Source organism: Ferrovibrio sp. (assembly GCF_036381655.1).
In the GTDB taxonomy this organism is placed as follows: domain Bacteria; phylum Pseudomonadota; class Alphaproteobacteria; order Ferrovibrionales; family Ferrovibrionaceae; genus Ferrovibrio.
Genome location: NZ_DASVCJ010000068.1, coordinates 1 through 13,093, shown reverse-complemented (window position 1 = coordinate 13,093; position 13,093 = coordinate 1). Strand labels below are relative to the sequence as shown.

Below are 13,093 nucleotides of genomic sequence, written 5' to 3'. Positions count from 1 at the left end.
GGCTTTCATCCTCGCGGCGACTGCCTTACATCCTGTCTATGTCTCGCAGCCTTCCGTACTGGCGGCGCAAGCGCCTCGATCAGATGACGCCTTCCGAATGGGAGGCGCTGTGCGACGGCTGCGGCAAATGCTGCCTCTATCGCCTCGAGGATGTCGATACCGGCAAGCTCGAGCAGACCAATGTCGCCTGCAAGTTGCTGAATTGCGCCACCGGCCAGTGCAGCAACTACGCCAAGCGCAAGAAGCTGGTGCCCGACTGCATCCAGCTGACGCCGGCCAAGATCAAGAGCATGAATTGGCTGCCGAAGACCTGCGCCTATCGTCTCGTCCTGGCCGGCAAGGATCTGCCCTGGTGGCATCATTTGAAGAGCGGCAGCCGCGAGACGGTGCATCAGGCCGGCATGTCGGTGGCCGGCCGCTGCATTTCCGAGAAGACGGCCGGCGAACTCGAGGATCACATCGTGTATTGGCTTGATGCCGCCGGCCCGGGCAAACCTCGATAACGGGCCGCTTGGATAAGCCAGCCATGGGAGGCGGTCATGCGCCATCCGTCGTTATTCGCTGTCGCCGTCCTGCTGCTGAGCGTTTCAGCCGTTGCGCAACCGTCGTCGACGCCGGATGAATGGAACCGGCTCAAGCAGGAGGATTACCGTCAGCAGCAGGAACGCGAGCAGCGCAACTACGAATCGCAGCGCCTGCGCGACGAGGAAAGCCGCCGTCAGATCGACCGGCAGCGCCAGCGGCAATTGCAGGAAGAACTCCAGCGCCAGCGCACCCAGCAAGAGCAGCTGCAACAGCAGAACCGGCGCTGAGCGATAACGCTTTCCGCGGCGTCAATACTGGCGCCGAGCCCGCCATTCCCGCTAATCTCCCCCGCTGACATAAGCTTGGGGAATCGCATTCCATGCTCGACGCCGACCTGATCGCCCGATTCGGCCACATCAAGCTCCTGTCGCTCGATCTCGACGGCACGCTGACCGATGGCGGCCTGTATTACGCCGAGGATGGCTCGGAGCTGCGCAAGTATTTCGTCCAGGACGGCTTCGGCATCGTCGCCGTCATGCGGGCCGGCATCGAGGTGGCGCTGATCACCCAGAGCGATACGCCGTCCATCGGGCGCCGGATCGAGAAGCTGAACATCCGCCACGGCTACATGAACATCCACGACAAGCTGCCCAAGCTGAAGGAAATCTGCGCCGCGACCGGCATCGGCCTCGACGAGGTCTGCCACGTCGCCGACGATCTCAACGATCTCGAGCTGATGCAGGCGGTCGGCCTGCCGGTTGCCGTCGCCAATGCCCGTCCGCAGGTCAAGGCGGCGGCCGCCTATGTCACGGAGGCTGCCGGCGGGCATGGCGCGGTGCGCGAGGTCTGCGATCTGCTGCTCGCTCATAAAATCTGACATCGAAGATTGAAGGAGAAAGTAATCATGGCCATCGATTTCAATAATCGCGTCGCCATCGTCACCGGCGCCGGTGCGGGCCTCGGCCGCAGCCACGCTCTGCTGCTCGCCTCGCGCGGCGCCAGGGTGGTGGTCAACGACCTGGGCGGCGCGGTGGACGGCACCGGCGGCTCGGCCAAGGCGGCCGATGCGGTGGTGGCCGAGATCAAGGCGAATGGCGGCGAGGCGGTCGCCAATTACGACAGCGTGTCGGAGCCGCAGGCGGCAGCGAATATCGTCAAGACCGCGATGGATGCGTTCGGCCGCGTCGATATCGTCGTCAACAATGCCGGGATTTTGCGCGACAAGACCTTCGCCAAGATGGACCTGGCCGATTTCGATACCGTCGTGAAGGTGCATTTCCTCGGCTCGGCTTACGTGACCAAGGCGGCCTGGCCGATCATGCAGCAGCAGAATTACGGCCGCGTGGTGATGACCTCGTCGAATTCCGGCTTGTACGGCAATTTCGGCCAGTCGAATTACGCCGGCGCCAAGATGGGCGTGGTCGGTCTGATGAATGCGCTCAAGCAGGAAGGCGCGAAATACGGCATCCTGGTCAACACCATCGCGCCGGTCGCCGCCACGCGCATGACCGAATCCCTGCTGCCCGCCAAGCTGCTGCCGCATCTGAAGCCCGAATATGTCAGCCAGGCGGTCGCTTATCTCTGCTCGGAAGCCTGCACCGCCACGGGCGACATCATCTCGGCCGGCGCGGGCTTCTACGCCAAGATGCAGATCATGGAATCGCAGGGCATGTTCTTCGGCGTCGACGCCAAGGTCACGATCGAGGATTTCGCCGCCAATTACGCGAAGATCACCGACATGTCCAAGCCGCAGCATTTCGCCTCGTCGATGGAGGAAGTCGGCCATATCGCCAAGCCCTTCATCGGCGACTGAGGCTTGGACGCTCAGACGGGAGCGAGCCGCTCCAGTACCGCCGCGGTCAGCGCTTCGATGATGCGGCCCTGTTCGGCGGCATAGGCGCGGGCATTCTCGCCGATCGCTTCGCAGCGCTGCGGTTCGGCCAGCAGGATGCCGGCGGCGGCGGTCAGTTCGGCCTCATCGGCGATCTGCTGCGCGCCGCCGGCCGCGATCAGGCCGTCGACCGCCTCGCTGAAATTGAACATCGACGGCCCGAACAGCACGGCGCAGCCAAGCCGCGCCGGCTCCAGCGGATTCTGTCCGCCATGCGGGATCAGCGAACCGCCCATGAAGGCCAGGGAACTGACGCGATACCACAGGCCAAGCTCGCCCATCGTATCGGCGATATAGATATCGGTGGCCTCATCCACCGTATCGCCGCGCGAGCGCAGCGCGATGCACAAGCCCTGCGCCGCCAGGCTGGCGGCGATCTCGGGGCCGCGTTTCGGATGGCGCGGGACGATCAGCGTCAGCAATTGCGGAAAGCGCAGCTTCAAGGTGCGATGCACGCCGGCGACGACGTCTTCCTCGCCGGGATGCGTGCTGGCGGCGAGCCAGCGCGGCCGCTGCGCCAGCATCATCTGCCATGCCACCACATCGTCATCGTCGGCCGGCAAGGGCGGCGCCGCCTGTTTCAGGTTGCCGGCCTGCTGCACATCCCCGGCGCCCAGCCGCCGCAGGCGCTCGGCATCCTGCATGGTCTGGGCGAAGATCGCGGTGAAGCAGCCGAGCAGCCATCGCGCCGTATCGGGTGCCAGCGCCCAGCGCCGGCAGGAGCGCTCCGACATGCGCGCATTGACCAGCAGCACCGGCAGGCCGCGCTGTTTCAACGCGTTCAGCAGGCCCGGCCAGAATTCCGATTCCGTCCACAGCGCCAGCGACGGCCGCCAATGCGCAAGGAAGCTGTCGACCGCGCCCGGCAGGTCCAGCGGCGCATATTGATGCAGGATGCCGGGCCCGCCGCGCTGCTTCACCAATGCGGCCGATGTCACCGTGCCGGTGGTGAGCAGCAGGATCAGATCGGGCCGCTGCTTGTGCAGATGCTGCAACAGCGGCAGCACCGATTGTGCCTCGCCGACGCTGGCCGCGTGGCACCAGATCAGGATGCCGTCGGGCCGCGGCAGCGAAGCCCTGCCCAGCCGCTCCTGCAGCCGCTCCGGATCCTCCTTGCCGCGCCGCGCCCGGCGATGCAGCCACAGATGCAGGACCGGGCCGAGCAGATGCCCGGCGCCGCGCCAGATCGAGCGTCGCCAATCGGAAGCCATGAGGGTGTATAGCAAGCTCCGTTTGCCGCTCGCTAGATTCCAGGCGGCGGATCGCTGCGAATATTGCCGTTGCGAAGGGACGGATTAAGGCTTGCCGGCCCTGCCCCGGGCTGTCAGCCTGCCCGTTCACGAGGGAGGGACCAGCATGAGCGTGCAGATCGAGAAGAACGGCCCGGTGACCACTGTGATCCTCAACCGGCCGCAGGCCCGCAATGCCGTCGACCGCCCGACCGCCGACGCATTGCGGCAGGCCTTCAAGGATTTCGATCTCGACGAGTCTGCGCGCGTTGCCGTGCTCTGGGGCGCCGGTGGCACCTTCTGCGCCGGCGCCGATCTCAAAGCCATCGCCGATGGCGACAAGCGCAACGATGTCTCGCCGGAGGGCGAGGGGCCGATGGGGCCGACGCGGCTGATGCTGTCCAAACCCGTCATCGCCGCCGTGGCCGGACATGCCGTCGCCGGCGGACTGGAGCTGGCCCTGTGGTGCGATCTGCGGGTCGCCGAAGCCGATGCGGTGTTCGGCGTCTTCTGCCGCCGCTGGGGCGTGCCGCTGATCGATGGCGGCACGGTGCGGCTGCCGCGCCTGATCGGCCATAGCCGCGCCCTCGACATGATCCTCACCGGCCGGCCGGTGCAGGCCGACGAGGCCCTGCAGATCGGACTTGCCAACCGCGTCGTGCCGAAAGGCGAGGCCCGCGCCGCCGCCGAGGCATTGGCGGCTGAAATCGCGCGTTTTCCGCAGGCCTGCATGAAGGCGGACCGCGCTTCCAGCTATCGGCAATGGGATCTGTCGCTCGATGCCGCCCTGCATGACGAGGCCGAAGGCGGCCTGCCGATCGTCGAGAAGGAGGCGATCGCCGGCGCCGCGCGCTTCAAGAGCGGGCTCGGCCGCGGCGGGGATTTCTCGTCGATCTGACGGTAGCGCTTTCGGCCGGCAGCAGCCGGAGCATCTTCTTCATCACGGTCGGCAGCGCCGCCTCCTGGGGCTGCTGCCAGAATCCGTCCAGGTCGGCGGCCGCCTTGGCGTTAACGCGGCCATGCACAGCCGCGATCTTCAGCGCGAAATGGGTGAATACATGCTTGGCCGTGCCGCTCATCGCCTGCCAGTCGCAGGCATGCGGCGCATGGGCCAGCGCTTCGCCGTCCTGCCAGGGCGTTTCGCGCCAGGGCGTGCTCGGCACTTCCAGCATGCCGCCGAGCAGGCCCTTCGGCGGCCGGCGCCGCAGCAGCACCGCGCCATCCTCGCGCTGCAGCAGGAAGGCCGTGGTATGCCGCACCGGACGCGCCGCCTTCGCGGCCTTGCGCGGCAGGCTTTCGGCGCAGCCCTGCTGGCGCGCCCGGCAGGCCGCGCGCAACGGACAGAGCAGGCAGTCGGGATTCTTCGGCATACAGATCGTGGCGCCGAGATCCATCATGGCTTGCGCGAAATCGCCGGGCCGTTCCTGCGGCGTGACCCGTTCGGCCAGATGGCGCAATTCCGGCTTGGCCTGCGGCAGCGGCGTTTCGACGGCGAACAGCCGCGCCAGCACGCGCTCGACATTGCCGTCCATCACCGCGGCGCGGCGGTTGAAGGCGATCGCCGCGATCGCGGCGGCCGTATAGGCGCCGATGCCGGGCAGTTCCAGCAGGCCTTCTTCGGTATCGGGAAACCTGCCGCCGAGTTTGGCGGCGACGGCCTGCGCGCATTTATGCAGGTTGCGGGCGCGGGCGTAGTAGCCCAGGCCTGCCCAGGCCTCCATCACCGCCTCGACGGGCGCGGCGGCAAGATCCTGCACGCGCGGCCAGCGCGCGAGGAATTTGTGGAAATACGGAATCACCGCCGGCACGGTGGTCTGCTGCAGCATCACCTCGCTGAGCCAGACGCGGTATGGATCCATCGGCGGGGCGCCCGGCGGCGTGCGCCAGGGCAAGGTGCGGTGATGCCGGTCGTACCAGGCCAGCAGCGGCTTTGCGATATCCGGCGTCTTTGCGGCCATGGCGCGACCCTAGGCATAGCGAAATGGCGGGGCAAGTGTCGCGCGCCGCCGGTGCAGGGCTTAGAATGCCGGCATGAGCAATCCCCCGAAACGGCGCGATCCGGCCCAGCGCTTCAATGCGCCCAAGGCGCTGGGCGCGGCGCTGCACCGGCTGACCGGCCCCGTCGTGAAACAGCGCGGCGCCGCTTTGGCGGATATCCTCTCCCATTGGGAGGCGATTGCCGGGCCGATGCTCTACCAGGAGACCCAGCCCGAGCGGCTGATCTATGCCGCCGGCGCCGGTCATGCCGCCACGCTGGAGATCGCGGTCAGCCCGGCCTTTGCTCTGGAATTGCAGCATCTTGCGCCGTTCGTGGTGGAAAAGGTGAATGGCTATTTCGGCTATCGCGCCATCGCCGGGCTGCGGCTCAAGCAGAAGCCGATCCACCGTGCCGAGTCGCCGGCTCCGCCGCCCCGCGCCAGCCGGCCGCTCAGTTCGGAGGCGGCGGCCCGGCTCGCCGCGATGCTGGCGGGGATCGAGGATCGCGGCTTACGCCAAGCCCTTGAAAATCTTGGACGATCAATTCTTGGTGCGCGCCGCTGATCGACCGGCGCGGCGCCTTGTCCGCGCCAGATTCTTGTGGATAACGGCAGAGTCCGGTTGAGGCCGGTCCCGCCGAAACATAATATGCCCCCTAGATGTAGGGGGTGGGAGCATCCTTATGAAATATATACAGCGTTTCGTTTCCGCCCATGCCCTGATCGCGGCCATTTTCGCGCTTGTTCTGGCCGCTGGCGGCCCCGTTTGGGCCCAGGATGGCAAGCCGGGAGCGGATCCCCGCCTGCAGGACATGGTGCTCGGCAAGGCCGATGCCCCGGTCACCATCATCGAGTACGCCTCGATGACCTGCCCGCATTGCGCCCATTTCGATCAGGAAGTCCTGCCGGCGATCAAGACCGAATTCATCGATACCGGCAAGGTCAAGCTGATCTTCCGCGATTTCCCGCTCGACCAGCTCGCCTTCGTCGGCAGCATCATGGCGCGCTGTGCCGGCCCGGAGAAATATTTCACCTATGTCGACGTGCTCTTCGCCCAGCAGGTCGAATGGGCCACCGCGAAGGACCCGGTGGCGGCGCTCAAGCAGATCGGCCGGCTCGGCGGTATGACGTCCGAGCAGTTCGATGCCTGTCTGAAGGACAAGGCGCTCGGCGACTACATCCTGCAGTCGCGCCTCGATGCCAATCAGAAACTCGGCGTCAACTCGACGCCGACGCTCATCATCGACGGCAAGGCCGAGCCCGGCGTGCCGTCGCTGGATGATTTGCGCACCAAGCTCAACGCGCTGGTGAAGGCGAAGTCCAAGTAGGGCTTCGCCGACAGCGTCACTGAAAGGGAGTCCCTGTGCAGTTCACCAAGTTGCGTCTGTCCGGTTTCAAGTCCTTCGTCGAGCCGACGGATTTCATCATTCATCCCGGCCTGACCGGGATCGTCGGCCCGAATGGCTGCGGCAAATCCAATCTGGTGGAAGCCCTGCGCTGGGTCATGGGCGAGAATTCCGCAAAACGCATGCGCGGTTCCGGCATGGACGACATGATCTTTGCCGGAACCGCCACGCGGCCCGCGCGCAATATCGCCGAGGTGACGCTGTTCCTCGACAACAAGTCACGCACGGCGCCGCCTGCCTTCAACGAGCAGGAGATGCTCGAGATCACCCGGCGCATCGAGCGCGAGAAGGGTTCCGACTACAGTATCAACGGCAACGACGTCCGCATGCGCGACGTGCAGTTGCTGTTCGCCGATCTGGCCTCCGGCGCCAATTCGCCGGCCATGGTCAGCCAGGGCCGCGTCGGCGCCATCATCAACGCCAAGCCGACCGACCGCCGCATGCTGCTGGAAGAGGCGGCCGGCATTTCCGGCCTGCATTCGCGCCGCCACGAAGCCGAATTGCGGCTGAAGGCGGCCGAGCAGAATCTGGAGCGCGTGGTCGATGTGATCGGCCAGCTTGACAACCAGTTGCAGTCGCTCAAGCGCCAGGCCCGCCAGGCCAGCCGCTACCGCAACATCGCCGGCCAGATACGCAAGACCGAAGCCATCCTGTTCCACCTCAAGCACGAAGCTCTGCGCAAGGCCATGGCCGAGGCCGAGCAGGCGCTGCATGCCGCCGAGCGCGACGTCGCCGACCGCACCTTGCAGGTCAGCGAAGCGCATGAGGCCGAGCGCATCGCCGGCGAAGCCTTGCCGGCCCTGCGCCAGCATGAGGCCGAGGCCGGTGCCAAGCTGCATCGCCTGGCGGTTGCCCGCGACGGATTGGATGCCGAGGAAGGCCGCGCCCGCGAAGCCGCCGAGCAGGTGCGCGCGCGGCTCGCCCAGATCGGCGCCGATGCCGGTCGCGAAAGCGGTCTGGCCCAGGAGGCCGAGGCCACCGTGCAGCGGCTGGATGTCGAGCAGCAGGAACTGGAAGCCCGGCGTGCCGGCGAGGCGGAAGCCCAGGCCGGCGCCGAAAGCGGCGTGGCCGAGGCGCAGGGCCGGGTCGACGAGCGGCAGGGCGAACTCGACCGCTTGACCGAACGCGCCGCCCAGGAGCAGGCGCAGCGCGCCCGTCTGCGTCAGGCCATCGAGGATGCCGAGCGGCGGCTGGCCCGTCTGCGCGGCCGGATCGACGAGATCGCCGCGGAAGAGCAGCGCCTGCAGGAGCAGACGGAAGCCCTGGCCGAGGCCGAAACCGCCAATGCCGAGGTCGAGGCCAAGCAGCAGGCGGTCGAGGCGGCGCGGCTGGCGCTCGATGCCGTCGAGGCCGAGCATGCGCAGAAGCTCGAGGCGGCGCGCGCCGCCTACGAGACCGTCGAGGCCGAACAGGCGCGGCTGATCGAAGCCGCCCGCGCCGCTCTGGAAGCGGTCGAATCCGAGCATGCGCAGAAGATCGAAGCCGCCCGCGCCGCGATGGCCGAGCTCGACGCCGAGCATGAGCGCAAGATCGAGCAGGCGCGCGCCGGCCTCGCCGCCGTCGAGGGCGAGCATGCGCAGAAGATCGAAACCGCGCGGGCCGGACTGAATGCGGTGGAAGCCGAGCATGCCGAGAAGATCGCGGCGGCGCGCCGCGAGCAGGAGGCGGCCGAGGCCGAACGCGCCAATGTCGCCCAGGCCGAACAGGCGGCGCGCGAAGCCTGGCAGGGCGTGCAGGGCGAGTTGACCAGGCTCAAGGCCGAAGAGGCGGGCCTCGCCAAGCTGCTCAAGATCGACGAGAGCAATCTCTTTCCGCCGCTGATCGATCAGGTCACGGTGGCGCCCGGTTGCGAGAAGGCGCTCGGTGCGGCGCTGGCCGACGAGTTGAATGCCGCGACCGATCCGAACGCGCCGATGCACTGGGATGCGCTGCCGCCGCTGGCCGATGCGCCGCCGCTGCCTGCCGGGGTCGAGCCGCTGTCGAAATACGTGACCGGGCCGGCCGCGCTGCAGCGCCGCCTCAGCCAGATCGGCATCGTCGGCGACGACGCCGACGGCGCCCGCATCCGCGCGGAATTGCGGCTGGGCCAGCGCGTGGTGTCGAAATCCGGCGCGCTGTGGCGCTGGGACGGCTTCACCGTCAAGGCCGGCGCGCCGACGGCCGCTTCGCTGAAGCTGGAGCAGCGCAACCGCCTTGCCGATCTGCGCGAGGAATTGCGCGAGCTGGAAGGCAGGCTGGCCGATGCCCAGCAGCGCTATGAGCAGGCCAAGCAGGCGACCGAAGCCGCCGCCGCCGCCGAGCGCGCCGCCCGTCAGGCGGTGACCGCCGCCGACAACGAGCGCGCTGCGGCGCGCGAGCAGGCCGCCAGCATCGTGCAGGCCGCCGAACAGGCGCGCGCCGCCGCCCGCGAGCAGGCCGCCAGCATCGTACAGATGGCGGAACGCGCCGCCCTGGAAGCGCGCGAGCGCGCCAGCCAGGCGGTTGCCGCCGCCGAACGCGAACGCCAGGGCGCGCGCGACCGCGCCAACCAGGGCGTCAGTCAGGCCGAACGCGACCGTCAGGCCGCCCGCGAGCGCGCCGGCCAGGCTGTCGCCGCCGCCGAGCGCGAGCGTCAGGCTGCCCGCGAACGCGCCAATCAGGATATCGCCCGCGCCGACCGCGAGCTTGGCCTGGCGCGCGACAGGCAGGCTGAGGTGGTTCGCAAGGAAGCCGAGCGCCAGTCGCGCCTGGCCGCTTTGGCCGATCAGAAGCAGCAGACCGAAGCCGAGATCGCCGAAGCCGAGCAGGCGCGGCAGGCGGAGATCGCCGCCCTCGAGGCGATGCCGCCGGAAGACGATGTGCGTCAGCTCATCGCCATGGTGCGCGACGAGGTCAATGCGCTGCGCCAGGCGCTTGCCGAACGCCGCGCCGCGCTGGAGCAGCTGCGCCGCGACGCCGAGGCCCGCGCCCGCCGTCTGGAAGCCATCGTCGTCGAGCGCCGCACCGCCGCCGCCCGCTTCGAAAGCGCCAGCCAGCAGATCACGGCATTGGCCCAGCGGCGCGAGGAAGCCGAGGCCGAGCTGCAGCGCCTGGAGCAGATTCCGCTCGAGATCGACAGCCGCCGTGCGGCCCTGCTCGATCAGATCGCCATCGCCGAGGCCGAGCGCAACGAAGCCGCCGACACCCTCGCCAATGCGGAAGCCGCGCAGCAGCTCGCCGCCAAGACGGCGCGCGAGCTGGAGCAGATCCTCGGCGCCGCCCGCGAAGAGCGCGTGCGCGCCGAAGCCGATCTCGAGCATCAGAAGACCAGCATGGACGAACTGGCGATCCGCGTGCGCGAGGCGCTGGATTGCACCTTGGACGAGGTGCTCAAGGCCGGCGAGGTGGACGAGGGCGAGGATTTCCCCGAACTGCCGCAGGTCGAAAACCGGCTCGAGCGCCTGCGCAAGGAGCGCGACAACATGGGGCCGGTCAATCTGCGCGCCGATATCGAGGCGCAGGAGGTGGAGGAAAAGCTCACCACCCTGCAGACCGAGCAGAACGATCTCGTCGCCGCCATCGACAAGCTGCGCCAGGGCATCTCGTCGCTCAACAAGGAAGGCCGCGAGCGCCTCCTGGACGCCTTCAAGAAGGTGGACGAGCATTTCCAGAAGCTGTTCGTCGAGGTGTTCGGCGGCGGCCGCGCCCATCTGCAGCTCGTCGAAAGCGACGATCCGCTGCAGGCCGGCCTGGAGATCTACGCCTCGCCGCCGGGCAAGCGCCTGCAGGTCATGTCGCTGCTCTCGGGCGGCGAGCAGGCTTTGACGGCCCTGTCGCTGCTCTTCGCGGTCTTCCTCACCAACCCGGCGCCGATCTGCGTGCTGGACGAGGTGGACGCACCGCTGGACGACGCCAATGTGGAGCGCCTGTGCAACCTGATGGAGGCGATGGCGCGGCAGACCTCGGATATCGGCGAGGGCACGCGTTTCGTGGTGGTCACCCACCATCCGATCACCATGGCCCGCATGGACCGCCTGTTCGGCGTCACCATGGCCGAGCGCGGCGTCTCGACGCTGGTCTCGGTCGACCTGGCCGGGGCGGAGGCCCTGCGCGCGACGGCGTAGGCGGGCGGCGGGGCGCTACAGCATTTCGGCCTGATTGAAGCCGAAGCTGCCGTCCAACTGGGCCCCGCGGAAATCGGCGTCCAGGGTATTGGCGCGCGACAGATTGGCGCCGCGCAGATCGGCGCAGATCAGCTTGGCGCCCGATAAATTCGCCGCCGTGAGGTTGGCCTCGCTCAGATCGGCGCCGCTGAGATTGGCCCGGCTCAAATCGGCACCGATCAGGCAATGGCGATTGAGGTTTGCGCGCCGGCCGCAGCCGCCGTTGCTGATGACCCAGGCCTCGTGCTCGCGCACGATGTCGCGGATCTGCTCCTGTTCGGGGCGCAGCGGCAGCGTGCCGCCGGCCGCCGCGATCCCGGCCAGGGTATCTTCGGCGATATCGGCCAGCGCGAAATCGGCGCCGCGCAGATCGGCCCCCTGGAAGCTGATATTCTCCAGCCGCGCATAGGCGAAACTGCAATCCTGCAAATTCGCCCTGTCGAAGCTGGCATCGATCAGTATGGCGCGGGCGAAGGATGCGCCGCGCAGGCTCGCGGCATGCAGCCTGGTGGCGGTGCCAGGCTCGGCGCCGGCGGCACGATACGGGCCGAACTGGGCTTCGTTGAACCTGGTGCCGGTCAGCACGGCGCGGCTCAGATCGGTGCCGCGCATATCCGCCTTGGAAAAATCGGCGTCGCTCAGATCGGCGGCGGTGAAATCGCAGGCCGGCAATTCGGCCTCGACGAATTTGCTCTCGCGCAGATCGGCGCAGGCCAGGCGGCAAAAGCGCAGGGCGGCGTGGCGCAGATCGCGCTTGTGCAGCTTGACGGCGTCGAGGTCGACCCGTTCGAGTTGCAGCCGCCGGCCGATGCGCACCGAACTGCCGATCGACATGACGAAACGGCCATGCGACTCCAAAAGGTCGCCCAGATCGGAGGGGCAGGGAGCGTATGGCGGCGACGCGGTCATGCGGGAGGTGGCGTTGTTGCGCCAGTATGGCGCCGTACTCGTATAAAGAGAATAGGATTGTTGAAAAATACGATCACGGCATGCCGATACGAAAACGGCGCCGGAAGGCCCGGCGCCGTGGCGGTTTCACAGCAATCCGGCAATGACCCGGTCAGGCGGCGCATGCCCGTCGGCGAAGGTCTTGATGTTGATGATGACCTTCTCGCCCATGTCGACCCGGCCCTCGAGCGTTGCCGAGCCCATGTGCGGCAGAAGGACGACGTTGTCGAGGCGCAGAAGCTTCGGGTTCACCGCGGGCTCGTGCTCGAAGACGTCGAGCCCGGCGCCGGCAATCTCCTTGTTGGCGAGCATGCGCGCGAGCGCGTTCTCGTCGATCACCTCGCCGCGCGCCGTGTTGACGATGATCGCATGCTCGCGCAGGAGCTTGAGCCTCCGGGCCGACAGAAGGTGGTAGGTGGCCGGAGTGTGCGGACAATTCACCGACACGATGTCCATATGCGCAAGCATCTGGTCGAGGCTTTCCCAGTACGTCGCCTCGAGCGCGTGCTCGATTTCGTCCGGAACGCGCCGGCGGTTGTGATAGTGGATCGACAGGCCGAAGCCGCGGGCACGCCGCGCCAACGCCTGGCCGATCCGCCCCATGCCGATGATCCCGAGCCGCTTTCCCCAGATGCGGTGGCCGAGCATGAAGGTCGGCCCCCAGCCTTGCCATTTGCCTGCCCGGATCAGGCGCTCGCCCTCGGCCAGCCGCCGCGCGACGGCGAGGATCAGCGCCATCGTCATGTCTGCAGTGTCCTCGGTGAGGACGCCGGGGGTATTGGTCACCGTGATCCCGCGCTGGCGCGCGGTCGCGAGATCGATGTGGTCGACACCGGTACCGAACGAGGCGATCAGCTTCAGGTTCGGCCCGGCCTGCGCGAGCACGCCGGCATCGATCCGGTCGGTGACCGTCGGGACGAGCACGTCCGCCTGCTTCACCGCGGCGACGAGCTGTGCCGTCGTCATCGGCGTATCGGTCAGGTTGAGCCGCGTGTCG

General features: G+C 67.8%; 12 protein-coding genes. 8 read left to right on the top strand and 4 right to left on the bottom strand.

The annotated features are described in order from the left end of the window. Positions 1-38 precede the first annotated feature (38 nt). From VF194_RS15225 to VF194_RS15210, 4 genes are all read left to right on the top strand, one after another. Positions 39-503 carry a YcgN family cysteine cluster protein gene (locus tag VF194_RS15225; RefSeq protein WP_330892038.1) on the top strand — a complete coding sequence of 155 codons (465 nt, stop codon included), beginning with the start codon at positions 39-41 and terminating at the stop codon, positions 501-503. 36 nt (positions 504-539) lie between these two features. Then, on the top strand, positions 540-812 hold the full coding sequence (locus tag VF194_RS15220; protein ID WP_330892037.1) for a hypothetical protein: 273 nt from the start codon (positions 540-542) through the stop codon (positions 810-812). 92 nt (positions 813-904) lie between these two features. Next, positions 905-1,402 carry a KdsC family phosphatase gene (locus tag VF194_RS15215; RefSeq protein ID WP_330892036.1) on the top strand — a complete coding sequence of 166 codons (498 nt, stop codon included), beginning with the start codon at positions 905-907 and terminating at the stop codon, positions 1,400-1,402. Between the two features lie 27 nt (positions 1,403-1,429). Continuing rightward, positions 1,430-2,338: an SDR family oxidoreductase gene (locus VF194_RS15210; protein ID WP_330892035.1), complete on the top strand. Its 909-nt coding sequence runs from the start codon at positions 1,430-1,432 to the stop codon at positions 2,336-2,338. An 11-nt stretch (positions 2,339-2,349) separates the two neighbouring features. Here VF194_RS15210 and VF194_RS15205 read toward each other — a convergent pair whose 3' ends face one another. Then, positions 2,350-3,627: a 3-deoxy-D-manno-octulosonic acid transferase gene (locus tag VF194_RS15205; protein WP_330892034.1), complete on the bottom strand. Its 1,278-nt coding sequence runs from the start codon at positions 3,625-3,627 to the stop codon at positions 2,350-2,352. Positions 3,628-3,772: 145 nt separating this feature from the next. Between VF194_RS15205 and VF194_RS15200 the strand changes: the two genes are divergently transcribed. After that, complete coding sequence (locus VF194_RS15200; protein WP_330892033.1) at positions 3,773-4,543, top strand: crotonase/enoyl-CoA hydratase family protein; 771 nt, start codon at positions 3,773-3,775, stop codon at positions 4,541-4,543. On the opposite strand, the gene mutY is transcribed toward VF194_RS15200, so the two are convergent. Beyond that, positions 4,500-5,603, bottom strand: a complete 1,104-nt coding sequence (gene mutY / locus VF194_RS15195) for an A/G-specific adenine glycosylase (RefSeq protein ID WP_330892032.1) — start codon at positions 5,601-5,603, stop codon at positions 4,500-4,502. The genes VF194_RS15200 and mutY overlap by 44 nt on opposite strands. A gap of 73 nt (positions 5,604-5,676) precedes the next feature. Here mutY and VF194_RS15190 point away from each other — a divergent pair, with 73 nt between their 5' ends. The 3 genes from VF194_RS15190 (at position 5,677) to VF194_RS15180 (ending at position 11,109) form a co-directional block, all read left to right on the top strand. Then, positions 5,677-6,186, top strand: a complete 510-nt coding sequence (locus VF194_RS15190; RefSeq protein ID WP_330892031.1) for a DUF721 domain-containing protein — start codon at positions 5,677-5,679, stop codon at positions 6,184-6,186. A gap of 118 nt (positions 6,187-6,304) precedes the next feature. Beyond that, positions 6,305-6,949 carry a DsbA family protein gene (locus VF194_RS15185; protein ID WP_330892030.1) on the top strand — a complete coding sequence of 215 codons (645 nt, stop codon included), beginning with the start codon at positions 6,305-6,307 and terminating at the stop codon, positions 6,947-6,949. A gap of 35 nt (positions 6,950-6,984) precedes the next feature. Further along, positions 6,985-11,109, top strand: coding sequence for an AAA family ATPase (locus tag VF194_RS15180; RefSeq protein WP_330892029.1), 4,125 nt, complete (start codon positions 6,985-6,987; stop codon positions 11,107-11,109). A gap of 15 nt (positions 11,110-11,124) precedes the next feature. Here the strand turns inward: VF194_RS15180 and VF194_RS15175 are convergent, their stop codons facing one another. Beyond that, entirely contained in the window at positions 11,125-11,982 is an 858-nt protein-coding gene (locus VF194_RS15175; protein ID WP_330892028.1) for a pentapeptide repeat-containing protein, read from the bottom strand. 201 nt (positions 11,983-12,183) lie between these two features. Continuing rightward, a partial coding sequence (locus VF194_RS15170) for a D-glycerate dehydrogenase (protein WP_330892027.1) occupies positions 12,184-13,093 on the bottom strand: 910 nt, incomplete at its 5' end.